This is a genomic window from Pseudonocardia sp. TRM90224, from assembly GCF_021245725.1.
In the GTDB taxonomy this organism is placed as follows: Bacteria; Actinomycetota; Actinomycetes; order Mycobacteriales; family Pseudonocardiaceae; genus Pseudonocardia.
This window is the reverse complement of record NZ_JAJGSX010000033.1, coordinates 71,436-97,567: the sequence shown is the minus strand read 5'-3', so window position 1 is coordinate 97,567 and position 26,132 is coordinate 71,436. Positions and strand designations below refer to the sequence as shown.

The window sequence follows — 26,132 nt, the reverse complement described above, 5'->3', positions numbered from 1 at the left end:
GGACACGGCCCGCACCACTACTACACCGCCGTGCACGCCCTCGACGTCGAAAGCCTCGAGATCCCCCCGACCGCCACACCCGCGTTCCTCGGCTTCAACCTCTTCAGCCACACCCTCGCCCGCGCCGTCGTCGTCAACACCTACGAACGCTGAGCCGCCGCGGCGACCGGCCGCCAGGCGAGGAAGAGGCCCTTGCCGACCGGCACCGTGGTGCTGACCAGCCGGTCGTCGACGGCGATCCGCGCGAAGAAGCCCCGCAGCTCGTCGGGGCTGGGCGCCAACGCATTGTCGACGGCGAGCACACCACCGGGGCGGACGACCCGGATCGGGTGCGGCAGCCAGCCCTCGTACTCGGTCCGCTCGGAGTCGAGGAACAGCAGGTCGACGCTCGCGTCCGGCAGCTCCGCGAGCACGGCTCCCCCGTCGGCCTCCCGCAGGTCCACCAGGTCGCGCACGCCCGCGCGGGTGAGGTTGGCCTCGACGTCGACGCCCAGCGTGAGGTCGACGCTGGTCACCCGGCCACCGGTGGCCCTCGCGGCGTCGGCGAGCCAGATCGTGGACACCCCGTTCGACGTCCCGATCTCCACGATCCGGCGGGCCCCGAGCATGCGGGTGGTCAACGCGAGCAGCGCGGCGGCGTCGGGCTCGAGGTTGCGGCGCCGCCTCAGCCGATCCGGCTGGGCGGCGTCATGCTCCCCGCCCTCCGCGTAGAGGTCGTCGAGCACGCTCCGCAGGTATGCAGCCTGTTGCATCGCCTGAAAGTACCCTTCACCTGCGCCGGAAGAATGCGTTCGCAGCCGGTCGGAACATCAGGAAGATCGCCACGACGTAGGCGACGACCTGCCCGACGATCATGACCAAGAAGATCAGGTCGAAGGTGCCCGCGACCGACCGCAGCCCCGGCAGCAGGACCAGCCCGACCGTGATCAGCAATGCCGCGAGGCCGCTCACGATCGTGAGCAGGATGCGGGCCCAGTTCTGGCCGGCGCGCATCAGGAAGGCCGCCACCACCAGGAACGCGACCACGCACATGATGATGACGGAGCCGATGATCTGCGAGATCCGGACGAAGGTCTCGGCCTGCTCCACCTGCTCTGGGGTGAGACCCGCAGAAGCAAGATCGGTCGTGGGAAGCGGGTTGGCGAGCGACTGGACAGCGCCGAGCACGACGAAGGCCGCCGCCAGCACCCCGGAGACGAGGTAGAGCACGAACGCGATCGTCACCCCTGGCGGGCGGGACACTGCCGTGGTCGGGTAGCTCGGGAACTGCGGTGCGGTCATCATCGTGGCCTCCGGATCGGGGTGTTGTGCTGGAAGGATCCGAAAGCGGCGTTTCACCCCACTTGCACGCCGATTGCAACGCCGGGCCTCGGGTCGGTGAACGAACGGCACTTTCGTCCACACCTATTGGACGAGAGTGCCGTTCGTTCGCTTCCCCTCCCGGCAGCCTGGCCCGGCCGGGCGGGCGTGCGTGCCGCACCCATTCCGCGTGCTTCCGGAGACGTGCAGGGGCGCACAGACCGGGCTCACCTACTCGCTGCAGGCCACCACGGACGAGCGGGCCGGCACGGACGGCGCGGCGGTGGCTGCCGCAAGGCCCCTGCCCGACGTTGCACACCGTCGACACACCGTGCACATGGCCGGCCATGTGCAAAGCACACCCCGGGCGTGCAAGGTGCGGGCCCTCGCACCCAACCTCCAGAGCCCACCTCGCCCGCACGGCGGCGTACGGCGAGCAGGATGCGTGCGCAACGCACACGTTGCCGCGACCACCCGGGGCGCCGGGAGGTGGGGCGCCCGTGGAGGGCAGGAAAGCCACTTTCCGGCCCTCACAGGGCAGGAAAGTGGCTTTCCTGCCCTCGCGTGCGGGGACGCATACATCCGGCTGCACGGGCTTGCATCCCCGCGCGGCCACTACAGCGCCGCCAGCTCCTTCAGCGCCGCGGCGCAGCCGTCCTCCATCGCCATCTCCGCTGCCACCCGCTGGACCACCGCCGCGGGTGGGAGCGCCGCCAACGCTGCGGCCAGCCGCTGTTCGGTGAGCTTCCGGGCCGGCAGCGGCGCTGCCGCGAGGCCGCGGCGGTGCAGCAGCTTCCCCCAGAACGGCTGGTCGGCGAGGAACGGGACCACCACCGAGGGCAGCCCGGCCCGCACCACCGCGTGCACGGTGCCCGCACCGCCGTGGTGCACCGCGGCTCGGCAGAGCGGGAGCACCCGACCGTGTGGGACGGCGCTGCGCACCAGCACATCCGGCCCGAGCAGGTCGCCCGGGACGTCCATGCCGCCCCAACCGGTGGTGACCAGTGCCCGCTTCCCGACGGCCCGGATCGCGCCCACCACGGCCCGCCCGCGGGCGACGGGATCACCGGCGGCCATCGAGCCGAATCCGGCGTGGACGACGTCGCCCTCAGCGAGGAACTCCGCGAGCTCGGCGTCCACCTCGGGTTCCGTGCCGGGCTGGTGCCACGCGCCGGTGATCACCGTGCTCGCCGGCCAGTCGGCAGGCCGCGTGAGCAGCGCCGGGCTGATCGGCACCAGCGAGCGGGCGGAGGGCGCGACCGCGGCGCCGGGGCGCAGCCCCAGCCCGCCGCCGACCTCGCGCAACGGCCCGGCGAACATCCGGTTCGCCGCGCCGGTCGCCCGGTACGTCAGCCGGTTCAGCGGGCCGAGGTCCACCGTCGTCACTCCGGCGGCGGGAAAGCTCCTGGTCGGCGTCACCACGGGCACGATCTCGCACAGCACGTGCGGGATCCCCAGTGCGGTGGCCGCGAGCGGCGCCGAGAGCACCTTCGGGTGGTGCACGATCACGTCGGGCCGGTGGTCCGTCGCCGCCCGCGCCGCCGAGCGCAGCAACGCCGTCATCATCGGTACGATCGTCGTGCGGAACGAGCGGATCGCGGCCAGCGGCGAGACACCCTGCTCCGCGACCAGCTCCGAGTAGTCACCGGCCAGCGGCGCCGGCTCGATGCCCGCCGCACGCACGGTGTCGACGAACTCGGCGGTCACCCCGAGCCGCACGTCGTGGCCCTCGAGCACCGCGCGCCGAGCCAGGGCGAGGAACGGCTCGACGTCACCACGGCTGCCGGCCGTCAGCAACAGGATCCTCATGCCACACACTCTAAACAAGTTTCACAAATGTGTGAACACTGTAGCCGCTCGGGCATGATGTGGCCATGAGCACCACGGCACCGGACGCGCACCGCGCGTACGTCGAGCGGTTCGCGCTGGCGCTGACGGAGATGGGCATGCAACGGATGTCGGCGCGTGTGCTCGCGCTCTTCGTCTGCACCGACGCCCCGACGCTGACCGGCACGGACATCGCCGAGCAGCTCGCTGTGAGCCCCGCGGCGGTCTCCGGCGCGATCCGGATGCTGCAGCAGGCCGGGCTCGTGCGGCGCACGCCGGTCCCCGGCAGCCGGCGCGACCATTACCGCCTTTCCGGCGACGCCTGGACCGACGCGGGCGTCGCCAAGAAGGAGAGCCTCGACGGGCTGGCCGGGCTCGCCGCCGACGGCCTCGCCGTGGTCGCGACCGACGGGCCCGCGGCCGAACGCCTCAACCAGATGCGCGACTTCTACCGCTTCCTCGCCGAGGAGATCCCCTCGCTCATGCAGCGGTGGCGGGCCACAAGGAGCTAGTGCCCCGTCACCCGCCGTCGACCCCGGCGAGCACCGTCCGCGCAGTGGTGTTCAGCTCGGCCCGCGCGGCGTCCCAGCTCCGGCCCTGCGGCTGGGTGCTCAGCAGCACGACGACGAACCGCTGGTCGGCTCCCACGGCACCGATGCTGTGCAGGTACCGCTCGCCGGCGATGCAGCACATCCAGCCCTGCTTGGCCAGAACGGCCGAGCCCGCGCCGGGCGACGCGCCGTCGAGCAGGCCGTAGTCCTGCGCGAAGCCGTCGGCGGCGGTCGGGGTGGCGGCGCCCAGGTCGCCGAGGACGAGCGCCCGGTCGTCCGGCGCCATGCCCGTCAGCACATGGTCGACGACCACCAGCAGGTCGGCAGCGGATGCCCGGGACTCACCCCACTGCGACGGGTCGCGCGGTGCGCTCGTCGCGGTCAGCCCGAGCGCGGCGCTCACCCTCGCCAGCGCGCCCACGCCGTCGAACCTCACCCACAGCTGGTTCATCGCGGCGTCGTCGCTGCGACTCAGCGCCCGCCGGAGCAGCTCGCGGTCGCCTTCGGCGATCGGCGGGCCCGCGCTGCGCGAGCGGTCGAGGATGTCGACCGCCACCACGAGCTTGACCAGCGACGCCGTGTACACGGGGTCGGTCGCGCCCGGCCCGAGCGCCTGCTCCCCCGTCGCGCGGTCGAGCACGGCCACCACGAGTCCGGTGTTCGCCGGGACGGCCGCCGTCGCCGCGGCGACCACCTTCGCCGCGGTGCCGCGGGCCGGCGTCAGTGGTGCGGGAACGGCCGCGACCGGCGGTGGTGCCTGCACCCGGGTGGCAGCCGACTCGTCTCCTGCCGGGTCGTGCGCCGCGGCAGGGGCCTGCTGCACGGCCACCACGATCGCGAGCAGGGCGCAGACCATGGCGCCGACACGCCAGCCGGCAGCCAAGCCGGACCTGCGGGAAAGCGCCATGTGATCGACGTTAAGAGCGTGATCGCCCCTTGTCGGCCCATCACGGGTCAGTCATAGCGAACTCACAACCTCCACACGCTCGGCTCACATCCGCCCGGCCGCCCCGATCGGGGCCCACATTGAAAAGGCAAATGCACTCCACTTGCCTTCGTTAGAAAGCAACGGTGTGCTTTTCTGGCCCACTTGCGCAACCGATATCGTCGACTAGCCTTCACCCAGTCGCCGGAAAACTCGCCGCGATCCGATAACACCCAGCAATGCTCCCTCCATGCGGCGTGAGTCTTCCGTATGCGCACGACCCGAAAGAGGAATGCATGACCACAGACGGTGTGGACCCGGTGCACGACCGCTACGGGCCGGAAGCCGCGCGCGCGGTGCAGGCCGAGGCCGAGCTGCCGACCACCGAGTGGGACCGCGAGGTGGCCCGCGGCCTCGAGCTCGGGCTGCCGGGCGCCGAGTCGATCGTCGACAAGCGGATCCCGACGTTCTCCCGTGGCGAGCTGCCGCACTTCGCCGGGATCAACACGTTCCTCAAGGCGCCTTACGTCGAGGACGTCCGCCGGTGCGGGGAGTACGACGTCGCCGTGCTGGGCGCCCCGTTCGACGGCGGCACCACCTACCGCTCGGGCACCCGCTTCGGCCCGCAGGGCATCCGGAAGATCTCCGCGCTCTACGGCCCGTACAGCTTCGAGCTCGGCGTCGACCTGCGCGAGAGCATCAAGATCGGCGACCTCGGCGACATCTTCACCATTCCCGGCAACATCGAGAAGACGTTCGACCAGATCAGCAAGGCCGTGTCGCACGTGTACGAGTCGGGCGCATTTCCCGTGGTGCTAGGCGGCGACCATTCGATCGGATACCCGACCGTCCGCGGCGTCGCCCCGCACCTGAACGGCGGCAACCTCGGGATCATCCATTTCGACCGGCACGTCGACACCCAGGAGACCGACCTCGACGAGCGGATGCACACCACCCCGTGGTTCCACGCGACGGACATCCCCAACGTCCCGGCGAAGAACCTCGTGCAGATCGGCATCGGCGGCTGGCAGGCGCCCCGGCCCGGGGTCAAGGTCGGGCGGGAGCGGGGCACCACCGTCATGACGGTCACCGACTGCGTCGAGATGGGCATCGCGCAGGCGGCGCAGCGGGCGCTCGAGGTCGCGTGGGACGGCGCCGACGCCGTCTGGCTCTCGTTCGACGTCGACTGCCTCGACGCCGCGTTCGTCCCCGGCACCGGCTGGCCGGAGCCGGGCGGCTTCCTCCCCCGCGAGGTGCTCCAGTTCATCCAGATCATCGCCGATACCGCGCCGCTCGCCGGCATGGAGGTCGTCGAGTGCTCGCCCCCCTACGACAACGCCGAGATCACGTCGTTGATCGCGACCAGGGTCATCTGCGACACCCTCGGCTGCCTCGTGCGCTCCGGTCACCTCCCGCGCCGCCCCTCCGCGTGAACCCCCCTTCCAGAACCACCAGCCCAGGAGCATGACCATGGCTTCCCGCAGAGCCGGCCGGACCACCCGCACACTGACCAGTGCGCTCCTCGTAGGGGCGCTCGCACTCCTCACCGCCTGCGCCGGCACCGGCGCGACCGAGCCCACCGGCGCCCCGGCCGCCCGCTTCACGCTCGGGTTCAGCGCATGGCCCGGCTGGTTCCCGTGGCAGGTCGCAGCCGAGCAAGGGCTGTTCGCCAAGCACGGCATCGACGTCGACCTGCGCTATTTCGACAGCTACACCGACAGCATCAACGCGCTGGCCGCGGGCGTCATCGACGGCAACAGCCAGACGTTGAACGACACGCTCAGCTCCGTCAGCGGCGGGGCACGGCTCTCGGTCGTGCTGGTGAACGACAACTCCACCGGCAACGACAAGATCATCGCCAGGGACGGCATCAAGGACATCTCGGACCTGCGCGGACAGAAGGTCGCCGTCGAGCAGGGCGCCGTCGACCACTACCTGCTCCAGCTCGCGCTCGCCGAGTCCAACATGACCGACAACGACATCGAGCTCACCCCGATGCTCACCGACGCGGCGGCGGCCGCGTTCGTCGCCGGTCAGGTCGACGCCGTCGCGGCGTTCGCGCCGTTCACGTCGACGGCGCTGCAGCGCCCCGGCAGCCGCGCGATCGCGACATCGGCCGAGTTCCCCGGCGCCATCCCCGACCACCTGGTGGTGTCCGCCGCGGTCCGCGACGCCCGGCCCGACGACGTGCAGGCCCTGGTCGACACGTGGTTCGACACGCTGCGCTGGATCAAGGAGAACCCCGAACCCGCCATCGAGATCATGGCGAGGCGCGCGGGGGTGAGCACGGCCGACTACCGCACTTACGACAACGGAACGACGATCTTCACGCGGCAGCAGAACATCGAGGCATCACCACCGGCACCACGCCCGCCCACCTGAACTACCAGGCTGCCAAGATCGCGGACTTCGTCGTCCACTCGGGCCTGACCGAAAGCAGGCCGGCCGTCGAGGGGCTCTTCGACGACCGGTTCGTCAACGCCACACCGGAATGATCACGCAATCGGGCGCGGGCTCCGGCGACCCGAGATCCGGCGACCCGAGATCCGGCGACCCGGAATCCGGCGAGACGAGCCTCGACGTGGAAACCGCGCCGTTCCCGCAACCCCCCGCGGACGGCCGCGCAGCTGACGGCGCCGCAGACCGTGCCGCCGATCACGCCGCGTGGGCCGAGCTCCCGCGCCGGCGGAAGCCCCGCCGGGCACCCGCGACGTTGGCCGTTCGGGCCCCGATCCCGATCGTCGGGCGCCGGGCGCTCGTCGTGCTCTCGGTGGCCGGGCCCATCGCGGTGTGGGCGGTGGTCGCGGCAACCGGGTCGGCCCCCGCGACGTTCCTCCCGTCACCGGCTGCGGTGCTGTCGGCGGGCTGGGACATGGCCGTCTCCGGTGAGCTGGTATCCGACCTGTGGGCCACGCTTCGCCGTGTGCTGCTCGGGTTCGGGCTGGCGGTGCTGGTGTCGGTGCCGCTCGGGATCGTGATCGGGAGCTACCAGGCGGCGGAGGCGGCGTTCGAGCCCTCGATCAGCCTCCTGCGGTACCTGCCGGCCAGCGCGTTCGTCCCGCTGATCATCATCTGGCTCGGGATCGACGAGTCCTCGAAGATCGCGATACTCGTCATCGGCACGATCTTCTACAACACGATCATGACGGCGGACGCCGCCCGCGGTGTGCCGAAGGTGCTGCTCGACGTCGCGTCGACGCTCGGCGCGCGGCGCGGCGAGGTCGTACGCAAGATCATCGTGCCGCACGCGCTACCGGGGATCATCGACGCCGTACGGGTCAACGTCGCGGCGGCGTGGAACCTCGTCGTGGTGGCCGAGCTGGTGTCGGCGACGGCGGGGCTCGGCTACCGGATCGTGCGGGCCCAGCGGTTCCTGCAGACCGACAAGATCTTCGCGGTGCTGGCCGTGATCGCGCTCGCCGGCGTCCTCATCGACGTCGCACTGCGCCTGCTGCGGCTCCGGGTCGGGCGGTGGACGACATGACCTACGGCCTGTTCGTCGACGCCGTCGCGAAGCGGTTCCCCGTCAACAGCACCGGGCGCAACGCATTGCTCGACATCTCGCTGTGCATCGACCCCGGCGAGTTCGTCTGCGTGGTCGGGGCCAGCGGCTCGGGCAAGTCGACCCTGCTCTCGCTGATCGCGGGCCTCACGAGACCGACCGCCGGCCGGATCTGGCTCGACCGGCGCCTGGTCACCGGGCCGGGGCCGGAGCGCGGCCTGGTCGTGCAGGGGGCGTCACTCTTCCCGTGGCGGACGGTCGCACGCAACGTCTCCTTCGGACTGGAGCTGCTCGGGCTCGACCGCGCCGAGATCAACCGCAGGGTGCGGTGGTACCTCGCCGAGATCGGGCTGAGCGAGCACGCCGGCTCGCTGCCCCACAAGCTCTCCGGCGGCCAGCAGCAGCGGGTCGCGATCGCGAGGGCGTTTGGCGTGCGAACCCGCGCTGCTGCTGCTCGACGAGCCGTTCGGGGCGCTCGACGTGCAGACGAGGGAGGACATGCAGCTCCTGCTCAGGCGGATCTGGGCGGACACCGGGACCACGGTCCTGCTGGTGACCCACGACGTCGACGAGGCCGTGTTCCTCGGCGACCGGGTGATCGTGCTGAGCACCGATCCGGGCCGGGTCGCGGCCGACATCTGCATCGAGCACCCCACCGGCCGCACGCTCGCCGATAAGAGGTCACCCGAGTTCCAGGACCTTCGCACGACCATCGAGGACATGGTGCGGGCGAACGCGCGCCGCCCTGCGGCGGGCACCCCGCACGGGCGTGGGAGGCACCGATGATCCTCGACCGGTTCGGCGTGCGGGGCCGCCTGGCGCTGCTGCTCGTGCTGCCGGTGCTGGCCTTCCTCTTCGTGGCCGTCCCGTTCGCGATGGGCCAGGTGTGGCGTGCCGAGACGGCGGCAGCCACGGCCGCGCTGGCCCGCAAGGCCGAACTGATCGGGGACCTCAACTGGCAGCTGCAGCACGAGCTGATCGTGACCACCGCCTTCCTCGTCGTCCCTGCCGCCGACGTCGGACCGGTGCTCGAGCAGCAGCGAGCCGCCGCCGCGGCCGCCGAGCGCGTGCGCGGTGAGCTCGGGGCGGACGGCTCCGACGAGCTCGTCGCGGCAGTGGCCCGCCTCGGATCCCTCGACGAGCTGCGCCGCAGCGCCGAGCTGCACGGCATCTCCGTGGAGAGCCTCCGGCGCACACACCACTCGGTCTGCGAGGCGTTGATCGACGCGCTGCGCCTCGAACCGGAGGCGGCCGACGATCCGGCCGCCGTCAGGGACCTCACCGCGCTCGAGGCGCTGCTGCGGGCCGACAACGAGACGGCCCAGTTCGGCGCATCGCTCATCACGGCGCCCGAGCGAGCGGGGTCGACCGACGTCGGCGGGCAGCACTCCGCGGCGCATGCGGAGATCTACACGCAGCGGTTCATCCGGCAGGCCGGACCCGCGCACGCGCAGCTCGTGGCGCTCGCCGTCCTCGGCGACGACGGGCGCGAGGTGGACCGGCTCACGCAGGAGGTCGCACGGCTGGGCGACAACCCGCAGGCCGTCGACTCCTTCCGCGCCCAGGCGGTGCCCACCGTCGAGCGGCAATCGAGCATGCGGCGGCTCGTGCAGGGCCGGGTGACCGCCGACATCGCGGCGGCCGCGGCAGCGCGTGCCTCAACGGCCGCGACGTACGCCGCGCTGATCGGCATCGGGGTCGCCACGCTGCTGGTGGCCGTCGTCCTGCTCTCGACGGGGGTGAGCCGCTCTATCGCGCGGCCGCTGCGTGGCCTCACCCGCTCCGCGATCACCGTCGCCGAGTTCGCCCGACGCGACCTCGAGCGCATCGCCGACACCGACGACCCGGTCGGCGACACAGGGATCGAGCGCGAGCTCCCACAGCTCACCGAGGTACGCACGACCGCGGGTGGTGAGGTCGGGGAGCTCGCGGCGGCCTTCAACCGCGTGCAGGCCACCGCGGCGGCGATGCTGCAGCGCCAGATCACCAACCGGCGCAACGTGAGCAGCATGTTCGCCGACGTCGCACGGCGAACGCAGAACCTCGTGCACCGCCAGCTCACCGTCGTCGACGGGCTCGAACGCCACGAGCAGAACCCCGAAATCCTCGCCGGGCTGTACCAGATCGACCACCTGTCCACCCGCCTGCGCCGCAACGCCGACAAGTTGCTGGTGGTCTCGGGAGCGGCCGACCCGGTGCCGATGACCGGGCCGGCGAAGCTCACGACCGTCCTGCGCTCGGCGACCGCCGAGATCGAGGAGTACCAGCGGGTCGGCCTCGACGACGTCGACGATGTGACGCTCGTGTCCGCACTGGGCACGGACCTGGTGCTGCTGTTCGCCGAGCTCATCGAGAACGCCACGGTGTTCTCCCCGCCCCGCACCAAGGTCGAGATCAGGACGAGCTTCCGTCGCGACGGCGCCTGCACGGTTGCCGTCGTCGACCACGGCATCGGCCTCCCCGACGAGCGCCGGGTCGCCGAGAACCGGCGTCTCTTCGAGCCCGAGCGGCTCGACGTCGCGCCGTCCGGGCTGCTCGGGCTGTTCGTCGTGGGCCGGCTCGCCCGCCGCCACCGCTTGCGCGTCGAGCTGACCGAGACACCCGGCGGCGGGCTCACCGCGAACGTCACCGTTCCCGCGGGAATGGTGGTGGCCGATCCACCCGCCCCGACGGAGGTCGCCGAGCCGGTCGCCCATCGCGCGTTCGTCGTCGGGCCGCCCGTCGATCCCGGGTTCGGGTGGTTCGACGATCCGGTGCAGGCCCCCGAGCAGGTCCCCGAGCGAGCTGAGCCCGTGGCTGCCGGCCGGGCAGGGCTGCGCAGGCGCGTTCCCGGTGCCCAGCTCCCCGAGGCGATACCCCTCGCTCCGCCACCACGTGGATCCGAGCGGTGGCGCGATCCCGAGGCGGAACGGGCCGACCTGGACGCCTTCGAGACGTCGTTCGCGCTCGGTGCCGGAACCGCCACCGGGAACGTCCCTGAGACTCGTCCTGAGACCGGCCCGGCACGTGGTGGGCTCTCGCGGCGGGTGCCGGGAGCCACCCTCGCGCCGGGTCTGCGACGCAGTACCGACTACAAGCACGCGGACCACAAGCCGGCGGGCCCGCCTGCGCCGTTCCCCCGCGACCCCGAGGCCGAGCGCCGCGCGTTCGACGGGTTCGTCGACGGGTTCACGCGCGCCGCGACCCCCGACCCTCCCGACCCTCCCGACCCTCCCGACCACCAGACGAAGGAGCGCCAGCCATGACCCGCCCCGCTGCCGGAACCAGCCCGCAGGCCCAGAACTTCAACTGGATGGTCGAGCGGTTCGCGCAGGAGACGGCCGGGGTCGTCGCCGCCATCACGGTCTCGTCGGACGGGCTGCTCATCGCGACGTCCGACGGCATGGAGGGCGGCAACGCCGAGCGGCTCGGCGCGATCTCCTCGGCGATGCTCAGCCTCGCCAACGGGGTGTCCGAGTGCCACCCCATCGGCCGTCCCGACAAGATCGTGATCGAACTGGCGCAGGGTTACCTGATCGTGTGCACGGTCAGCGTCGGCTGCGCGCTCGGGGTGCTGGCGTCGAAGCAGGCGGGCCTCGGCGCTCTCGCCTACGAGATGGCGATGTTCGCCAACCGGGCGGCGTCCACCCTCAGCCCTCAGCTCATCGAGGAGCTGAAGCACACGGTCGCGACATGACCGGTCACCCCGACGCCGGATCCGCCGAGCCATCCGACGTGTCGCTCGTGCGTCCGTACGTCATGACGTCGGGCAGCAGCCAGGAGCCCAGGAGCCCGATCGAGATCGAGGCCCAGGTGCTCACCAGCGAGTTGGGACTGGCGGCTGCGGAGCAGCTCCGGTTCGAGCTGCGCGACATCGTCGCGCTGTGCCGTTGCACCGTTGCGGTCGCGGAGGTCGCCGCCGCGCTCCGGCTGCACATCGGGGTGGCCCGCGTGTTGATCGCCGAGCTCGCGGATCGAGGGCTCGTCACGGTCCACCGGCCCGACGGCGAGCTCGGCACCGATCCCGGCACCATCGAGAGGATCATTCGTGGACTCGAAGCACTCCGCTGACCGCGGCGCCCGCCGGCCACCGATCCCGGTGAAGATCGTCATCGGTGGTGGGTTCGGCGTCGGCAAGACCACCGCGGTCGGCGCGATCTCGGAGATCTCCCCGCTCACGACGGAAGCGTCGATCACGTCGGTGGCCGCCGAGATCGACCGCACCAGCGAGATGCCCGAGAAGACGACGACCACCGTCGCGCTGGACTTCGGCTGCATCACCGTCGACGACGAGCTCAAGCTGTACCTGTTCGGCACGCCCGGTCAGGACCGTTTCGGCTTCATGTGGCAGGACCTCGTGCAGGGCGCGCTCGGCGCGTTGGTGTTGGTCGACTCCCGGCGCTTGGGCGACTGCTACCCGGCTGTCGACTACTTCGAGCGGATCGGGCTGCCGTTCGTGATCGCGGTCAACCTCTTCGACGGCAGGCTCAGCCACGACCTCGACGACGTCAGGTGGGCGCTCGCCGTCCACGAAGACGTCCCGCTGATCACCGTGGACGCACGGGCGCGGATGTCGGTCCGCGACGCGCTGCTCGCCGTGCTGCGCAGGGCACGTGACCGCACGATGCTGCCGCGGATCTAGGCCGTGCTGAGGAAGTCCTGACCTATGGGGCGGCGCACGAGCAGCTGATGCTCGCCGCATTTCGTCACCCTATGTGAGGGCCTGCGCAGAGACGCGCTCTGGTCGGGTGGACTTCGCGGCGCGGTCCTTTACGCACTGTTGTCAGTGCAACTCGACCGCTCGCGCGAACGCAATGCCCGCGGTCGAAGATGCCCAGGCAGGCGATCTGTGCCGGCGCAGCGTGTGCCGCCGATCGGCCGCACGATCGACCCGAGGCATGTCCGCCAACCGGCGGCTGACACGTCCATCAACCCCCTCTTTACCCATCCTTTAGTAATGAGGGCTTACTCTAGGTGTCTCAACCGCCCGTCGTGGCGGACGACGACGGCCGGAGGAGCGGGATGAGCAGCGGGGCCAGCACCGCAGATGCACCTCGCCGCCAGGCCGCGCGGAGTCCGGCGCCGGAGACGTGCAAAACTTCCGATCAGACTACTTATCAGTTGTCCGACGCTGACCTCAGGAGCGCCGCGATCCCGACGCAGATGACGAACTCACCCGCGCCGCCGGCCACCGCCGACCCGCAACAACCGCGCCGGCCGCTGCACCACTCGCCGCAGCCCGGTTTGGAGGCCGACGTGCAACCGGCCGCGCGACTGCTTGCGACGGACATGTCCGTTCTCGATGAGTGGAAGCGGCTCGCCGATGAGGTCGATGGTTCACCGTTTCACCGGCCTGATTGGTTCCGGACGTGGTGGCGGGCGTTCGGCACGGGCACGCCCGAGCTGGTGACGGCTCGACGCGGGGGTCGGCTGGTCGCGGTCATGCCCGTCGCTCGGCACCACACCGGTCGGGTGGCGAGCCTGAGCAACTGGCACAGCTTCGTGTTCGGCCCGCTCGCGACCGACGCGGAGGCGGCCGACGAGCTCGTCGCGGCGCTGCTGCGCCGCCCCCACGCCCAGCTCGAACTGAGCCACCTCGACCCCGACGACGTCGAGCGGATGGTGCGGCTCGGTGGTCAGCACCGCCACCGCATCCGCACGACAAGGGTCCAACGCTCCCCCTATGTGCCGCAGGGCACGACCGTCGAGGAATACCTCGACCGACGCGAGCCGCGCCGGGTGCGCCAGCTCGAACGCAACCGGGCGAAGCTGCACGCGGCCGGCACGGTCTCGTTCGCCGTCCACGGCAAACACGATGACCTCGAATGGGCGCTCGCCGAACTGTTCCGCGTCGAGGGCATGGGCTGGAAGGGCGAGTCGGGCACCGCGATCGTCTCCCATCCGGACACCGAGCGCTTCTACCGCGACACCGCCCGCTGGGCGGCCGATGCCGGTTTGCTGCGGATCCCGCTGCTCCAACTCGACGGCAGGGTCATCGCCGGTGAGATCTGCGTCGAGAACGGGCAGTCGCACTTCTCGCTCAAGGCCGGGCACGACCCCAACTACCGCCAGTTCACCCCCGGGCTGATCGTCCAGCTCGACATGATCCGCGCAACCCTGGATGCCGGGAAGAGCTACGAGTTCCTCGGCGCGGGCGAGTCCTACAAGAAGCGGTGGGCCGACCACGCCCACGACATCAACCGGGTACAGCTGTTCCCACCGACACTGCCCGGACACGCCTCCTACCTCGCGAACCTCGGCGGGCGGGCCGCACGGAAGGGCCTGCACGTCGGCCGCGACACCGTCACCGCGGCGGTCGGGAAGGCCCGCGCGCTGCGGCGCTCCCCCACCTGAACCGATCGGTGATCCGCCCGTCCCGGGCACAATGATGATTTGCCCGTCCCGGGCACAATGATCAGGAACGACGGGCGACGGCGACGGGACGGGCCTCCTGATGAATTTCAGAACGGCATTGCTGGGAGCGGCCACGGTTGCGGTCGGGGTCACGCTCGCCCGCGCGATCCGGGCGCAGGCGCGTGCACTGGAGGCCGTGCTGCCGGAGCTGCGCGGGCTCCCCTTGCTGCGGATCCCGCTGGACATCCGGTCGAACGTCGTCGTCCGGCTGATCAACGCGCTGCCGCTGCCCGTGGGCGAGGTCGCGGACGGCGTGGAGCTGACCACGCACACCGTCGCGGGGCGTGATGGTCATCCGCCGGTCCAGGTGCACGTCTACGGCACCGCGGAGCGGGCCCGCCCGTCCGGTGCGTTGCTCTGGATCCACGGCGGCGGGTACGTGCTCGGTGACGCCGCCGGCGACCACGCCCTCTGCAGCCGGATCGCGCGCGACCTCGGCATCACCGTCGTCAACGTGAACTACCGCCTCGCCCCGGCCGATCCGTTCCCCGCGGGGCTGGAGGACTGCTACACGGGCCTGCGCTGGCTCCACGACAACGCCGAGGACCTGGGTGTCGACCCCGACCGCATCGCCATCGGCGGCGAAAGCGCAGGCGGCGGACTCGCGGCGGCGCTCGCGCAGCTGGCGCACGACCGCGGCGAGGTGCCGGTGTGCTTCCAGTTGCTGGTCTACCCGATGCTGGACGACCGGACCACGCTCGACGAATCGCAACCGCGGACGCTCGTCTGGAGCCCGGCGTCGAACATGTACGGCTGGACGTCCTACCTCGGCCACCGGCCCGGCGCCGAGGAGAACCGCCCGTACGCCGTCCCCGCTCGCCGCGAGGACCTCAGCGGGCTGCCGCCGGCCTGGATCGGCGTCGGTGACCTCGACCTGTTCCACGCGGAGGACACCGCGTACGCCGGCCGCCTCGCGGAGGCCGGGGTGCCGTGCCAGCTCGAGGCCGTGACCGGCGTGTACCACGGCGTGCTGTCGATGCTGCCCGACGCACCCACCGTCGTCGCGTTCCGACGCAGCGCCACCGACGCGCTGGCGGCGGCGCTCGCGCCCGTGCGGGCGGGCGAGACGCGCTAGCGCCCTTCTGTCCGGAACAGGCCCGACTCCACCCAGCCCTTGCGGTGCGGCCATCCCGTCGGCGCCGGGATGGTCACGGGCGGCGCCGAGCACGTGGTCTCGGTCGAGCGCCAGCGCTCCTGGCGACCCAGCAGCACGCGGGTCGCGCCGCATCGGCAGATCTGGTGGCGGATCCGGCCTTCGACGGTGCGGTGGCGGGCGACCGTGCGCCAGTTGTGCGGGTCGGGATGTGGATCAGGACCTTTCAGGTGGAACGTCACGAATCCACCCTGATGTAACCGGCTAGTGCGCGTCAACCCTTACATGTCCAAAACCACCATGACCTACCTTGCGGCAATTATGCAACCCGGCTAGCTTAATGCCGTGGCTCCGACCTCATCGGCCGAGCGGCACGCCAACACCGTGCGCGTGCTCGCCGGTCTACGCCCCGACGAGGGGACACGACTCGCCGAGCTGGCCCGCCTGACCGGCCTGTCCCGTCCGACCGTCGACTCGATCCTCACCGAGCTGATCGGCATGGGCTGGGTCGAGCAGGAGGACCCCGTCGAGCCGGCCGACGGCCGCTCGGCGGGACGCCCGGCACGCACCTACCGGCTCAACCCGAGCGCCGGGTTCGTCGTAGGGGTGGACGTCGGCGTCAACACGCTCACCGCGATCGTCGCCGACATCACCGGCGCCGCTCGCCACACCGAGTCGCGCCCGATCGACCGCACGGCGGCCGGCACCGAGCGGCTGGTCGCGGTCCGGTCGCTGATCACCGACGCCACGGCCGCCGTCGGGGTCGAGCCGGGCGAGACGCTGGCCATGAGCCTCGGCGTCTCCGGCATCGTCGACCCCGGCGGCCGCGTCACCCTCAGCTCGGTGATCCCGGACTGGACGGGTGTGCACCTCGAGAAGCACTTCCACCGCTGGTCGGGCGTCCCGGTCAGCATCGTCAACGACGCCAACATGGCGACGCTCGCCGAGCACTGGCTGGGTGCCGCCCGGCTGGTCGACGACGTCGTCTACCTGCTGGCCGGCCGCCGGACCAGCGCCGGCATCATGGTCGACGGCCACCTGCACCTCGGCCGCCACGGCGCGGCCGGCGAGCTCGGCAGCATCCCCGACCTGTTCTTCGACACCGAAGAGCTGCTCGCGGGCCCGGGTTCGACCGTCGACGGCACGTTCCGCGCCGCGCTCGCCGGCGACGCCGGCGCCGCGGAGCGGGTCGAGGTGTTCTACCGACACCTCGCGAAGAACGTCGAGTTCGTGATGAAGGCGTTCGACCCCGACATGGTGGTGATCGGCGGCGGCGTCTCGCGCGCGGGCCGGCCGCTGCTCGACGGCGTCGAGCGCCACCTCGACCGGCCGGTGTTCACCACCATGCCGCTGGTGCTCTCGCAGCTCGGCCCGGAGGCGGTCGTGCTCGGGGCCGTCCGTTCCGCGCTGCAGCTGGCCATCCGAACCACCCCGCTGATCGCGGCGATCGTCCACCCACCCCTCACCGCTCCCCCCATCCCCCGTTCCGTGGAGGTCGGCAATGACGCACGTCCCTCTGCACCACCCGACTGAGAGCCCGCCTGAGAGCCCGCCTGCGAGCCCGCCGCTCTCCCGCCGCACCGTCCTGCGCGCGCTGGCCGCGCTGCCGCTCCCGATGGCCGCGTCGGCGGCGTGCTCCTCGGCCGGCCCGGCCTTCAACGCCGGTGGCGGGCGCGCCCGCATCGGCTACGCCGTCTGGGACAAGGACCAGGTACCGGCGATGCAGCAGGTCGTCGACGAGTTCCGCAAGGACCACCCCGACATCGAGATCACGATCCAGCTCACCCCGTTCGTCACGTACTGGACGAGGCTGCGCACGTCCATCACCGGCGGCGGCGCCGCCGACGTGTTCTGGATGAACGCGCCCAACATCCAGAAGTTCGCCAAGTACGGGACCCTGCTGCCGCTGGGTGCGCGGCTGCGGACGGCCGGCGAGACCCTCGCCGACCACCCGCAGAACCTGGTGCGGCTCTACCAGTTCGACGGCGAGCAGTACGGCATCCCCAAGGACTTCGACACGATCAGCCTGTACTACAACCGCGAGCTGTTCGACAAGGCCGGCATCGGTTACCCCGACGAGACGTGGACGTGGCAGCACGTCGTCGACGCCGCGGGAGCGCTGCGCGACCCGGCGCAGTCCGTCTTCGGTTACGCCGCGCCGCTCGACCGGCAACGAGCGCTCTATCCGGCGATCTTCCAGAACGACGGCTGGGTGCTGCGCGACAGCCGCTCCGGCTTCGCCGACGAGGCGACGATCGGCGGGCTCCGCTACCTCACCGAGATGATCGACAAGGGCTTCTCGCCGAACGCCATGGCCATCGCCGACACGAACGAACGATCGCTGATGCAGAGCGGGAAGGTCGCGATGATGACCGGCCTGCCCAACGACGCCAACGCGCTCTACAAGGACGAGAAGGCCAGGGCCCGCACCGGCATCGCCGTACTCCCCCGCGGGCGGCGGCGCGCCACGGTCATCCACGGGCTCGCGAACGTCGTCAACGCCCGCACGCCGCACCCCGACGCGTGCTTCGAGTTCGTCCGGTTCATGGCCAACCGGGTCACCGGCGAGATCCAGGGCCGGTCCGGGACGATCCTGCCCAGCTTCGCCGGCACCCAGCAGGCGTACCTGGACTCCCGGCCGGAGTTCCGGCTGCAGTCCTTCATCGACCAGGTGCCCGACGCGACGGCGTACCCGGCCTCGGTCAACACGGAGTCGTGGGAATCGATGCAGCTGCAGGTGCTCGGGCTCTCGTGGGTCGGGCAGGGCAGCAGGCCGATCGCGGACTCGGCCCGCCTGCTGGCCAACGACATGAACGTCGTGCTCGCAAAGGAGTCAGCATGACCGACCTCGCCGTCCGGCCGGCCGCGGCTCGCGGCACGACCGCGACGTCCCGCCCCCGCCGGATCGACCGCAGCGCCTACCTGTTCATCGCGCCCGTCGGCATCGGGCTCGGCGTGCTCTACATCATCCCGGCCGTCACGACGTTCGTGCTGAGCTTCACCGAGTGGGGCCCGTTCGGCGGCAACACGTTCAACGGTGTCTCCAACTACGTCGGGATCTTCCAGCTGGAAACGTTCTGGACGGCGATGGGCAACACGCTGCTCTACGCGCTGATCGGCCTGCTGACGCTGCCCATCGCGATCCTCTGCGCGGTGCTGCTCAACCGGAAGGGGCTGCGTGGTGTCGCCATCTACCGCGCGCTCTACTTCATCCCGTTCGTGACGCTGCCGGTCGCGAGCGGAATGGTCTGGAAATGGCTCTACAACGGCGACTTCGGGCTGATCAACCAGTTCCTCGGCATCTTCGGCATCCCCGGCACGTACTGGGTGTCGAATCCGGCGACGGCGCTGGTGGCGATCGGGATCGTGCAGGTGTGGTCGCAGGTCGGCTACTACCTGATCATCTTCATCGCCGGCGTGAAGGACATCCCCGCCGAGTACAACGAGGCCGCCGAGCTGGACGGCGCGACGGGCTTCCGCCGGTTCTGGCACGTGACGCTGCCGCTGCTGTCGCCGTCGATCTTCTTCTGCTCGATCGTCAACGTCATCGCGACGCTGCAGATCTTCGACCTGATCTACGTGATGAGCCAGAGCGGCGTCTCGGCGAACCCGGCGTTCAACGCCACGCAATCGATCCTCTCGCTCTTCTACCAAAAGGCGTTCGCCGAGGGTGACAAGGGCTCCGCGACGGCGCTCGCGTTCCTGCTGATGCTGGTCATCGGCGCGTTGACGTACGTGCAGTTCCGGCTCCAGCGCAGGTGGGTGAACTATGTCTGAGGCCATCTCCGCCCGCACCTCCCGGATCGGCTCCGTCGTCACGCACGCCGTGCTGACCGTCGGCGCGGTGCTGATGATCGGGCCGTTCCTGTGGCAGGTGCTGACTGCACTGAAGTCCGAGTCGGAGGTCACGAACGTCCCGCCGACGTTCCTGCCGCTGGAATGGGTGTGGGACAACTTCGCCGAGGTGTTCACCTCGCTGCCGTTCGGGCAGCAGCTGGTGAACTCGATCATCGTCGCGGCGGCCTGCACGATCGGCCAGCTCGCGTTCTGCGCGCTCGGCGCCTACGCGTTCGCCAGGCTGGAGTTCCCCGGCCGCGGGCTGCTGTTCGCGCTGTTCCTCTCGGTGCTGATGATCCCCAAGCAGCTGCTCATCCTGCCGCAGTACCAGATCATGTCCTGGCTCGGACTGCTCAACACCTTGCCCGCGCTGATCCTGCCCGGCGTCTTCTCGGCATTCGGCACGTTCCTGCTGCGGCAGTTCTTCATGACCATTCCGAAAGACCTGGAAGAGGCCGCCGTCCTGGATGGCGCGGGCCGATTCCGGATCTTCTATTCGGTGATGCTGCCGCTGGTGAAACCGGCGCTCGCAGCGCTCGCCGTGATCACGATGATGCACGCGTGGAACGACCTGCTGTGGCCGCTGGTGGTGAACACCGACCCGGCGACGATGCCGATCAGCGCCGGCCTCACCAGCATGCAGGGGCAGTTCCGGACGAACTACCCGGTGCTCATGGCCGGGTCGTTCATGGCGTCGATCCCGATGATCGTCGCCTACCTGGCACTGCAACGGCAGTTCGTGCAGGGCATCGCCCTGTCCGGAGTGAAGGGATGACCGTCATCAACACGATCAAGGCCGGCCTCCGGGTCGGGCTCGTCGGGGCGGGTGGAATAGCCCGCCTGCACCTCCCTGCATGGCTCGCGCTCGGCGCACAGGTCACCGTCTACTCCATCGACGGTGCCGCGGGCACGCTGGTCAACGAGTTCGCTGGCGGACAGGTCGCGGAGTCGCTCGACGAGCTGCTCGACGCGGTCGAGGTCGTCGACGTCGTCACGCCGACCTTCACCCACCCCGAGATCGTCCTGGCCGCGGCGGCCGCGGGGCGGCACATCGTCTGCGAGAAGCCGTTCGCGCTCGACACCGCGACGGCGGAGGCGATGGTCAAGGCGTGCGCCTCTGCTGGGGTCCAGCTCCTGCCGGGGCACGTGGTTCGCTACTTCGCCGAGTACTCGGCGTTGCAGCGCGCGGTGGCCGCCGGCGCGGTCGGCGCACCCGCCGTGCTGCGGTTCCACCGGTGCGGCTCGCGGCCCCTCGGCGGCTGGTTCGCCGATCCCGCGCTCTCCGGCGGGCTCGTGATGGACCAGATGATCCACGACCTCGACTTCGCGAGGTGGATCGGCGGCGAGATCGAGACGGTCTTCGCGCGGATCGTCGACAGCTCGCCGGGCACGACCGACGGGGTCGTGTCTGCGCACGTCACGGCCACGCACGCCGGCGGGGCCATCAGCAGCTGCTCCGGGACCTGGGCGCGGCAGGGCACCCGGTTCCGCTACGGGTTCCAGGTGGCCGGCACCGACGGGTTGCTGGAGCACGACTCGGCGGGCGCGGCGCCGCTCGTCGTCGATGCCGGGGCGGCCCGGGCCGGCGGTGAGCTGGTCTCGGTGAGCCCGACGGTGGAGAGCCCGTTCCTCACCGAGCTGCGTGAGTTCGCCGTCTCGTTCAGCGGGGGGCCGCCGCCGCGGGTGAGCGCGGAGGACGGTGTGGCGGCGGTGCGGCTCGCCGTCGCCGCGAACACGTCGATCCTGACCGGCGCACCGGTGGAGGTGGCGGCATGAGCGAGTTGACCGTTGGCGTCATGTCGATGGCGCACCTGCACGCTGCCGGCTACATCGGGCTGCTGGCGGCGCGGCCGGACGTGCGGCTCGTCGTCGCCGATCCGGACGCGGTGGACCGGCCCGGGGAGTCGGGCGGGCGCGAGCTCGCGGAGCGGCTGGGCGTCACCGACTACGTCGACACGTACGCGGAGCTGCTCGCGCGCCGGCCGGACGCGGTGATCATCTGCTCGGAGAACGCCCGCCACCGCGAGCTCACCGAGCTGGCCGCTGCCGCGGGCGCGCACGTCCTGTGCGAGAAGCCGCTCGCGACGACCGTCGCCGACGGCGAGGCCATGATCGCGGCGTGCGCCGCGGCCGGCGTTTCGCTCATGGTCGCCTACCCGGTGCGGTTCTCCCGACCCTTCCAGGCGCTGCGCGACGCGTACCCGCAGCTGGGGCGGATCGTCGCGGTGGCGGGGACGAACAACGGGCAGCTGCCTGCGCACTCCCGGTCGTGGTTCGGCAACGCCGAGCTGGCCGGCGGGGGCGCGGTGATGGACCACACCGTGCACATCGCCGACCTGCTCGACGCGCTCTTCGACGGCGCGGAGGCGGAGTCGGTGCACGCGGTGACCAACCGGATGATCAGGGAGGACGAGACCGAGCTGGAGACCGGCGGGCTGCTCTCGATCGGCTACCCGGGCGGCGTCATCGCAACGATCGACTGCAGCTGGTCGAAGCCGGCGCACTACCCGACGTGGGGTGGGCTCACGCTGAGGGTCGTCGGTGAGGGCGGGATCGCCGACCTCGACGCGTTCGGGCAGAAGATCCACGGCTTCCAGGAGCCGACCCGGTCGCCGCTGTGGATCGACTACGACGAGGGCGGCGACGCCGCGATGCTCGACGAGTTCCTCTCCGCGGTCCGCGAAGGCCGCCGGCCGCAACCCGACGGCGAGTCGGGGCTGCGGTCGTTGCGGATCGTCGAGCGCGCCTACCGCTCCGCCAGTACTGGCGCGCCGGCCTGACCTCAGACGGCGCGCCAGTACTGGCGCTTGCCTTCGTCGCGAACGAAGACCCCGTGGCGGGCCAGCTCCTGGCGCAGCTCGCGGCGGTCGTCGGCGTCGTCGTTCTCGATCGCGGCCTGGCGGGCGCGCAGGATCGCGTTCGCGTCCTGGGACAGCCCGGTGGATCCGTCGATCCAGCGGGTGAACTGCGCGGCGTACGGGTCGTGCTCGTGCCAGACGTACCAGTGCGCCTCGAACCCGGCCCGCAGCTTCGGCGGCTTCAGATCGGTCTTCTCCCTGGCCTGTTCCTCGCCGGACGGGCCGAGGAGGACGAGCTCCTTGGCATCGACGAAGGCGCCGGACACCGCGTCGCGGCCGAACGCGGCTTCGTCGTTGTTGCGCCTGACTGTGATCGAGTCGTCGGCGATCCTGACCGTGAGCAGGTCGGCCCGGGCCATCAGTGCGACGACAACACCGGCGAGCACACCCACTACGACCAGCGCCGCGGTGACCTTCGGCCCGATCACCCCGGCCAGCTCGGCGATCTTCGTCTGGTTCGGGAACCACGGCAGCGCGGCGATCCACTCCGGGACGTGGGCGAGCACAAAGCCCGCGACGGCGCCGGCGAGCGGGAACGCGGTCCAGAGGAAGACGTGCATGCCGGCCGTGTGGCGCACGACGGTGGGATGGACGGCCTTGGTCATGGTTCTTCGCTCCAGGCTGGTGTGGTGTCGGCGGAGATGGCGTGCACGAAGAGCGCTGCCCATTCGACGGCGATCCGCCGGTGCTCGTCGGGGCGGTTCCGCAGCAGCCGGGGCACCTCGCCCATCGCGGACATCAGCACCGATGCGAAGAGAGCCGCGTCCGTCGCGCGGAACTGGCCGTACCGCTGACCTTCCTCGATGAAGGCGACGAGCTCCGCCGCGCCCCGCTCGTGGCTCTTCGCGACCGTCGCGCGCATGCTCGCCGCCCGCCGGATCTCCGTCATGGCGCTGATCTCGTCGCCGTGGGCGGAGCAGTGCGCGACAAAACGCTCCAGCATCCCCCGCAGGGCGTCCGGATACGACGCAGGCTCCTCCTCGCCGCCGCCCGCCATCGCCTCGTCGAGGCGCTTCTCGATCGTTGCGAGCACGCCGCCCATCAACGCGTCCTTGGTGCGGAAGTGGTAGCTGATCAGGGCGGGGCTGATCGAGGCCCGCTCCGCGATCCGCACGAACGAGGCCGCCCCGAACCCCTGCGCGGCGAGTACCTCGATCGTCGCCCGCACGATCTGCGCCCGCCGCGCCTGCTCGATGAAGGAACCTGCAGCGTCGGCCTGGGTTCCTGAATGCACAACCAGGATCCTATACGAGCAACCAGGGAGCGCGGGGCCGGGGCGAGCCGGGGCACCACCATGCGCGAGTCGCGGCACCACCCTGCGCGGGTCGGGGTGGGGCGGGCGAGTCGACACCTCCACCACGGCTCTCAGCCCCACCTATGGGTGGCGGCACGCCGTCGGCGCAGGCCGGGCTTGGGCGTCGACAACGACGTTTTGGCTGTTGTTAGCGCTCACAAACAGCCATAACGTCGTTGTCGACGCTTTGTCCAGGGGTGCGGCGAGGCCGCCTGGAATGTGGCCTCCTGTCATCGCAAGTCGAAAGTGGACTGGCCGATGATCTTCGTCTCGACTAAAATGGAGCCATGTCCGCAGGTCTCGACGGCCACACTCGATGGTATCGCCGAGTTGCAAGTCGAGACTGCCACGGGAACGTTCCCCGATCGCCTTCTTGCGTCCCGAGATATGGAGCGGGCGGTTTCTGAATTAGGCGTCGACCGCGCGGTCGACGGCATCAATGGCGTCTGCGGCAAGTTCGCTCGGCATCCGGGGTGGCGTCGGCCGGAGCACCTGGACGACTCGCGCGTAGAACGCGTCTACCGCGTCGTTGACGCTCGGCACGAACGCCTTCCGGAGGCCGTTGCGCTTGGTGCCCATCGGCGAAGTCGCGGTCAGGCGGAACGCGCGGACCTCAGCGGCGGGGTCGGGCAGGAGCAGCGCTGGGTTGTCGCGGACGTCCTTCAGCAGCTCGCAGGACGTCTGCTCGCGGCGCACGAACAGCACCTCGACCGCCAGACTGTCCGGAGCTTCGGCCAGCTGTCGCGTCATCCAGTTGACCCGCCGCGTGTTGCCGCCCGCCCGCGGCGCCTCGACCTCGATCGAGACGCGGATCTGCGCTGTGCGCAGGTCGGCCACGACAGCGACCGGACCCGCCGCACCAGGCACCCGCAACTTTGCCGACAGCGTCCCGGACGTCGAGAGCTCGGCAGCCGCGGCCTGCGCACGTGCGGCGTGGTCGCTCGCGAGCCTGCGCGGAAGCACCGGCGCAACGGTGACGCCCAGCCGGCTCGTCATCTGCAGGCAGAGGTGGCGGACCAGCTTCTCCCACGCCGTCGTGACCGTGCCGACCTTGCCGTCCCCGGCCCGCAGCGTGTTGGCGGCAACCGCCTCCCGCACAGGGACCCACGCCGCACCCATGTCGTCGAACCCGGCCGCCCCCGACCTCGGGTGCTCCAGGTAGCGCACCAGTTCCGCGAGCAGCCACGCCTGGAGCCGGTCGTCGAGCCCACGATGCGCCAGCTGCATCTGCGCTTCGTGAAGGATCTCCGACCACGAGATGTGATGCAGCGCAACCTTGCGGAGCTTGCGCCCGTCCACAGGTACCGGATGCACGCCCCCGACCGGCGCAAGATCATTCGACAACGTCACGACTGCGTCGTAGCCCTGCTGCCGCGCCAGGTCGAGATACCGCTCGACCTGGTCCGCGCGAAGTGTATTGGCGCCGGTCTTCACTTCCACCAGCGCCGTCCAGATCCTGCCGGCGCGAGCGACGCGGATGACGCCGTCCGGGATCGCCGTACGATCCTCCAGGGTGAACGGCACTTCCAGGTAGGTCTCGATCGAGCCTGCCGGACCGCCGAAGCGCGCCACCAGCGCCCGTCCGAACTCCCGCACGGCCATCATCATCGACAGCAAGGTCGAGGTCGCGCGGCGCTCCTGCTCCTCAGCGCTGCCCACTCCGGAGATCGAGAACAGGCGGGACGGCTGCCAGCTCGGATCGACCGCCAACGTCAGGGCCGGCAAGGTCGCTGCTTTGGTGCGCTTCTTGCGGGTCCGCACGCCCGCCCGGGCACGCTTCGCCGGCGCCGCGTCGGCCGCTGCGGCAGCAGGCGGCTCCTCCGTCACGGCCGACACGATCTCCTCGATGTCGACGCTCGGCGCCAGCTCCACAAGGTGATCGCCGTCCGGCGCCGCAGCAACGACGTCGACGATCGCGCTCGCAAGTTCATCGCCGGATCCATCCGGTTCGACCGGGTCATCCACGTCGATGCCGTAGTCCGTCGCCAACCCGGCCAGGCCCGACGCCCAGCCTTGCCCGACGGCACGGAACTTCCATTCCTCGTTGCGCAGGTAGACCTCGCCCAGGACCATCGCCGTCTCCGGCCCAGCATCGGCTACAGGAAACCGGGCCCGCGACCGGCCTGACGGATCAACCAGGTCGAGCGTGAGATCCCGGACGTCGCCGAACCCGACACCGTCCGGCGCGTCGAGGCTGGCCACGATGACCACGGTCGACACATCGGACGGGAGCGCCTCGAGGTCCACCGCCACGCGATCTTCCGTGGCGTCCTCCTCCGACCGCTTACCCAGCAGGCGAACCGCGCCGTCGCCCCCAGTCGGCGCGTTGTAGAACACGAAGTCTTGATCGCAGCGCACCCGGCCGTCCGGACCGAGCAGCAGCGCGGCGACGTCGACCTCTCCGACACCTGCGGCGTCCGACCACCGAACGACGGCCTGGAGACGGCTGTCGTCGACTGCCGCACGATCAACCAACGCGATGTTGGCTCCCTTGGGGAGCAGTGCCTGGGTCACGAACAACAACATCGCGGTGCGCTGTCGAACAGTTACGGA

At 70.8% G+C, this 26,132-nt stretch carries 24 protein-coding genes and 2 pseudogenes; 18 read left to right on the top strand and 8 right to left on the bottom strand.

All coding sequences use genetic code 11. The features are described 5' to 3' along the window. Positions 1–153, top strand: a pseudogene (locus tag LL648_RS32790) (YbhB/YbcL family Raf kinase inhibitor-like protein); the annotation flags it as partial. Here LL648_RS32790 and LL648_RS32785 read toward each other — a convergent pair. From LL648_RS32785 to LL648_RS32775, 3 genes are all read right to left on the bottom strand, one after another. Beyond that, positions 141–752: an O-methyltransferase gene (locus LL648_RS32785; RefSeq protein ID WP_232666678.1), complete on the bottom strand. Its 612-nt coding sequence runs from the start codon at positions 750–752 to the stop codon at positions 141–143. The pseudogene LL648_RS32790 and the gene LL648_RS32785 overlap by 13 nt on opposite strands. Positions 753–768: 16 nt before the next feature. After that, a complete protein-coding gene (locus tag LL648_RS32780; protein WP_232666677.1) occupies positions 769–1,284 on the bottom strand; it encodes a hypothetical protein in 516 nt (171 codons plus the stop codon). A gap of 630 nt (positions 1,285–1,914) precedes the next feature. Further along, the gene (locus LL648_RS32775; RefSeq protein ID WP_232666676.1) at positions 1,915–3,108 is read right to left on the bottom strand and encodes a glycosyltransferase; all 1,194 of its coding nucleotides are present in this window, start codon (positions 3,106–3,108) and stop codon (positions 1,915–1,917) included. 65 nt (positions 3,109–3,173) lie between these two features. Between LL648_RS32775 and LL648_RS32770 the strand changes: the two genes are divergently transcribed. After that, positions 3,174–3,638 carry a GbsR/MarR family transcriptional regulator gene (locus LL648_RS32770; protein WP_232666675.1) on the top strand — a complete coding sequence of 155 codons (465 nt, stop codon included), beginning with the start codon at positions 3,174–3,176 and terminating at the stop codon, positions 3,636–3,638. 7 nt (positions 3,639–3,645) lie between these two features. Here LL648_RS32770 and LL648_RS32765 read toward each other — a convergent pair whose 3' ends face one another. Beyond that, on the bottom strand, positions 3,646–4,584 hold the full coding sequence (locus LL648_RS32765) for a serine hydrolase (protein ID WP_232666674.1): 939 nt from the start codon (positions 4,582–4,584) through the stop codon (positions 3,646–3,648). A 314-nt stretch (positions 4,585–4,898) separates the two neighbouring features. Here LL648_RS32765 and LL648_RS32760 point away from each other — a divergent pair, with 314 nt between their 5' ends. From LL648_RS32760 to LL648_RS32710, 10 genes and pseudogenes are all read left to right on the top strand, one after another. Continuing rightward, positions 4,899–6,035 (top strand): agmatinase family protein, encoded by a 1,137-nt coding sequence (locus tag LL648_RS32760; RefSeq protein ID WP_232666673.1) that lies wholly within the window; start codon positions 4,899–4,901, stop codon positions 6,033–6,035. A 37-nt stretch (positions 6,036–6,072) separates the two neighbouring features. Continuing rightward, the gene (locus LL648_RS32755) at positions 6,073–6,984 is read left to right on the top strand and encodes an ABC transporter substrate-binding protein (protein WP_232666672.1); all 912 of its coding nucleotides are present in this window, start codon (positions 6,073–6,075) and stop codon (positions 6,982–6,984) included. Positions 6,985–7,093: 109 nt separating this feature from the next. After that, positions 7,094–8,086 (top strand): ABC transporter permease, encoded by a 993-nt coding sequence (locus tag LL648_RS32750; protein WP_232666671.1) that lies wholly within the window; start codon positions 7,094–7,096, stop codon positions 8,084–8,086. Next, positions 8,083–8,890, top strand: a pseudogene (locus LL648_RS45875) (ABC transporter ATP-binding protein). Before LL648_RS32750 ends, LL648_RS45875 begins: the two are co-directional and overlap by 4 nt. Continuing rightward, positions 8,887–11,349: a sensor histidine kinase gene (locus LL648_RS32735; protein WP_232666670.1), complete on the top strand. Its 2,463-nt coding sequence runs from the start codon at positions 8,887–8,889 to the stop codon at positions 11,347–11,349. Before LL648_RS45875 ends, LL648_RS32735 begins: the two are co-directional and overlap by 4 nt. After that, positions 11,346–11,780, top strand: a complete 435-nt coding sequence (locus LL648_RS32730; RefSeq protein WP_232666669.1) for a roadblock/LC7 domain-containing protein — start codon at positions 11,346–11,348, stop codon at positions 11,778–11,780. The genes LL648_RS32735 and LL648_RS32730 overlap by 4 nt, the downstream gene beginning before the upstream one ends. After that, positions 11,777–12,154, top strand: coding sequence for a DUF742 domain-containing protein (locus LL648_RS32725; RefSeq protein ID WP_232666668.1), 378 nt, complete (start codon positions 11,777–11,779; stop codon positions 12,152–12,154). Before LL648_RS32730 ends, LL648_RS32725 begins: the two co-directional genes overlap by 4 nt. Beyond that, complete coding sequence (locus tag LL648_RS32720) at positions 12,132–12,725, top strand: GTP-binding protein (RefSeq protein WP_232666667.1); 594 nt, start codon at positions 12,132–12,134, stop codon at positions 12,723–12,725. The genes LL648_RS32725 and LL648_RS32720 overlap by 23 nt, the downstream gene beginning before the upstream one ends. A 521-nt stretch (positions 12,726–13,246) precedes the next feature. Further along, positions 13,247–14,437, top strand: coding sequence for a GNAT family N-acetyltransferase (locus LL648_RS32715; protein ID WP_232666666.1), 1,191 nt, complete (start codon positions 13,247–13,249; stop codon positions 14,435–14,437). Positions 14,438–14,537: 100 nt separating this feature from the next. Then, positions 14,538–15,572 carry an alpha/beta hydrolase gene (locus LL648_RS32710; RefSeq protein WP_232666665.1) on the top strand — a complete coding sequence of 345 codons (1,035 nt, stop codon included), beginning with the start codon at positions 14,538–14,540 and terminating at the stop codon, positions 15,570–15,572. On the opposite strand, the gene LL648_RS32705 is transcribed toward LL648_RS32710, so the two are convergent. Then, on the bottom strand, positions 15,569–15,832 hold the full coding sequence (locus LL648_RS32705) for a hypothetical protein (protein WP_232666664.1): 264 nt from the start codon (positions 15,830–15,832) through the stop codon (positions 15,569–15,571). The genes LL648_RS32710 and LL648_RS32705 overlap by 4 nt on opposite strands. A 103-nt stretch (positions 15,833–15,935) precedes the next feature. Here LL648_RS32705 and LL648_RS32700 point away from each other — a divergent pair, with 103 nt between their 5' ends. From LL648_RS32700 to LL648_RS32675, 6 genes are read left to right on the top strand one after another with little or no spacing between them, the layout of a single operon-like run. Then, positions 15,936–17,123, top strand: a complete 1,188-nt coding sequence (locus LL648_RS32700) for an ROK family transcriptional regulator (RefSeq protein WP_232666663.1) — start codon at positions 15,936–15,938, stop codon at positions 17,121–17,123. Then, on the top strand, positions 17,092–18,432 hold the full coding sequence (locus LL648_RS32695) for an ABC transporter substrate-binding protein (RefSeq protein ID WP_232666662.1): 1,341 nt from the start codon (positions 17,092–17,094) through the stop codon (positions 18,430–18,432). Before LL648_RS32700 ends, LL648_RS32695 begins: the two co-directional genes overlap by 32 nt. Beyond that, positions 18,429–19,367, top strand: coding sequence for a carbohydrate ABC transporter permease (locus LL648_RS32690; protein WP_232666661.1), 939 nt, complete (start codon positions 18,429–18,431; stop codon positions 19,365–19,367). Before LL648_RS32695 ends, LL648_RS32690 begins: the two co-directional genes overlap by 4 nt. Then, on the top strand, positions 19,360–20,202 hold the full coding sequence (locus LL648_RS32685; RefSeq protein WP_232666660.1) for a carbohydrate ABC transporter permease: 843 nt from the start codon (positions 19,360–19,362) through the stop codon (positions 20,200–20,202). Before LL648_RS32690 ends, LL648_RS32685 begins: the two co-directional genes overlap by 8 nt. Beyond that, positions 20,199–21,203: a Gfo/Idh/MocA family protein gene (locus tag LL648_RS32680; protein WP_232666659.1), complete on the top strand. Its 1,005-nt coding sequence runs from the start codon at positions 20,199–20,201 to the stop codon at positions 21,201–21,203. Before LL648_RS32685 ends, LL648_RS32680 begins: the two co-directional genes overlap by 4 nt. Further along, positions 21,200–22,207: a Gfo/Idh/MocA family protein gene (locus tag LL648_RS32675; protein ID WP_232666658.1), complete on the top strand. Its 1,008-nt coding sequence runs from the start codon at positions 21,200–21,202 to the stop codon at positions 22,205–22,207. The genes LL648_RS32680 and LL648_RS32675 overlap by 4 nt, the downstream gene beginning before the upstream one ends. A gap of 2 nt (positions 22,208–22,209) precedes the next feature. Here the strand turns inward: LL648_RS32675 and LL648_RS32670 are convergent, their stop codons facing one another. From LL648_RS32670 to LL648_RS32660, 3 genes are all read right to left on the bottom strand, one after another. Beyond that, on the bottom strand, positions 22,210–22,890 hold the full coding sequence (locus LL648_RS32670) for a YqeB family protein (protein WP_232666657.1): 681 nt from the start codon (positions 22,888–22,890) through the stop codon (positions 22,210–22,212). Then, positions 22,887–23,519, bottom strand: coding sequence for a TetR/AcrR family transcriptional regulator (locus tag LL648_RS32665; RefSeq protein ID WP_232666656.1), 633 nt, complete (start codon positions 23,517–23,519; stop codon positions 22,887–22,889). Before LL648_RS32665 ends, LL648_RS32670 begins: the two co-directional genes overlap by 4 nt. Positions 23,520–23,987: 468 nt before the next feature. After that, entirely contained in the window at positions 23,988–26,093 is a 2,106-nt protein-coding gene (locus tag LL648_RS32660; RefSeq protein WP_232666655.1) for a TerD family protein, read from the bottom strand. Between the last annotated feature and the right edge of the window lie 39 nt (positions 26,094–26,132).

Excerpts from the sequence above, each read along its gene's own strand:
- LL648_RS32785 (WP_232666678.1), bottom strand. The coding sequence starts at position 752 with ATGCAACAGGCTGCATACCTGCGGAGCGTGCTCGACGACCTCTACGCG.
- LL648_RS32780 (WP_232666677.1), bottom strand. The coding sequence starts at position 1,284 with ATGATGACCGCACCGCAGTTCCCGAGCTACCCGACCACGGCAGTGTCC.
- LL648_RS32775 (WP_232666676.1), bottom strand. The coding sequence starts at position 3,108 with ATGAGGATCCTGTTGCTGACGGCCGGCAGCCGTGGTGACGTCGAGCCG.
- LL648_RS32770 (WP_232666675.1), top strand. The coding sequence starts at position 3,174 with ATGAGCACCACGGCACCGGACGCGCACCGCGCGTACGTCGAGCGGTTC.
- LL648_RS32765 (WP_232666674.1), bottom strand. The coding sequence starts at position 4,584 with ATGGCGCTTTCCCGCAGGTCCGGCTTGGCTGCCGGCTGGCGTGTCGGC.
- LL648_RS32760 (WP_232666673.1), top strand. The coding sequence starts at position 4,899 with ATGACCACAGACGGTGTGGACCCGGTGCACGACCGCTACGGGCCGGAA.
- LL648_RS32755 (WP_232666672.1), top strand. The coding sequence starts at position 6,073 with ATGGCTTCCCGCAGAGCCGGCCGGACCACCCGCACACTGACCAGTGCG.
- LL648_RS32750 (WP_232666671.1), top strand. The coding sequence starts at position 7,094 with ATGATCACGCAATCGGGCGCGGGCTCCGGCGACCCGAGATCCGGCGAC.
- LL648_RS32735 (WP_232666670.1), top strand. The coding sequence starts at position 8,887 with ATGATCCTCGACCGGTTCGGCGTGCGGGGCCGCCTGGCGCTGCTGCTC.
- LL648_RS32730 (WP_232666669.1), top strand. The coding sequence starts at position 11,346 with ATGACCCGCCCCGCTGCCGGAACCAGCCCGCAGGCCCAGAACTTCAAC.
- LL648_RS32725 (WP_232666668.1), top strand. The coding sequence starts at position 11,777 with ATGACCGGTCACCCCGACGCCGGATCCGCCGAGCCATCCGACGTGTCG.
- LL648_RS32715 (WP_232666666.1), top strand. The coding sequence starts at position 13,247 with ATGACGAACTCACCCGCGCCGCCGGCCACCGCCGACCCGCAACAACCG.
- LL648_RS32710 (WP_232666665.1), top strand. The coding sequence starts at position 14,538 with ATGAATTTCAGAACGGCATTGCTGGGAGCGGCCACGGTTGCGGTCGGG.
- LL648_RS32695 (WP_232666662.1), top strand. The coding sequence starts at position 17,092 with ATGACGCACGTCCCTCTGCACCACCCGACTGAGAGCCCGCCTGAGAGC.
- LL648_RS32690 (WP_232666661.1), top strand. The coding sequence starts at position 18,429 with ATGACCGACCTCGCCGTCCGGCCGGCCGCGGCTCGCGGCACGACCGCG.
- LL648_RS32685 (WP_232666660.1), top strand. The coding sequence starts at position 19,360 with ATGTCTGAGGCCATCTCCGCCCGCACCTCCCGGATCGGCTCCGTCGTC.
- LL648_RS32680 (WP_232666659.1), top strand. The coding sequence starts at position 20,199 with ATGACCGTCATCAACACGATCAAGGCCGGCCTCCGGGTCGGGCTCGTC.
- LL648_RS32675 (WP_232666658.1), top strand. The coding sequence starts at position 21,200 with ATGAGCGAGTTGACCGTTGGCGTCATGTCGATGGCGCACCTGCACGCT.
- LL648_RS32670 (WP_232666657.1), bottom strand. The coding sequence starts at position 22,890 with ATGACCAAGGCCGTCCATCCCACCGTCGTGCGCCACACGGCCGGCATG.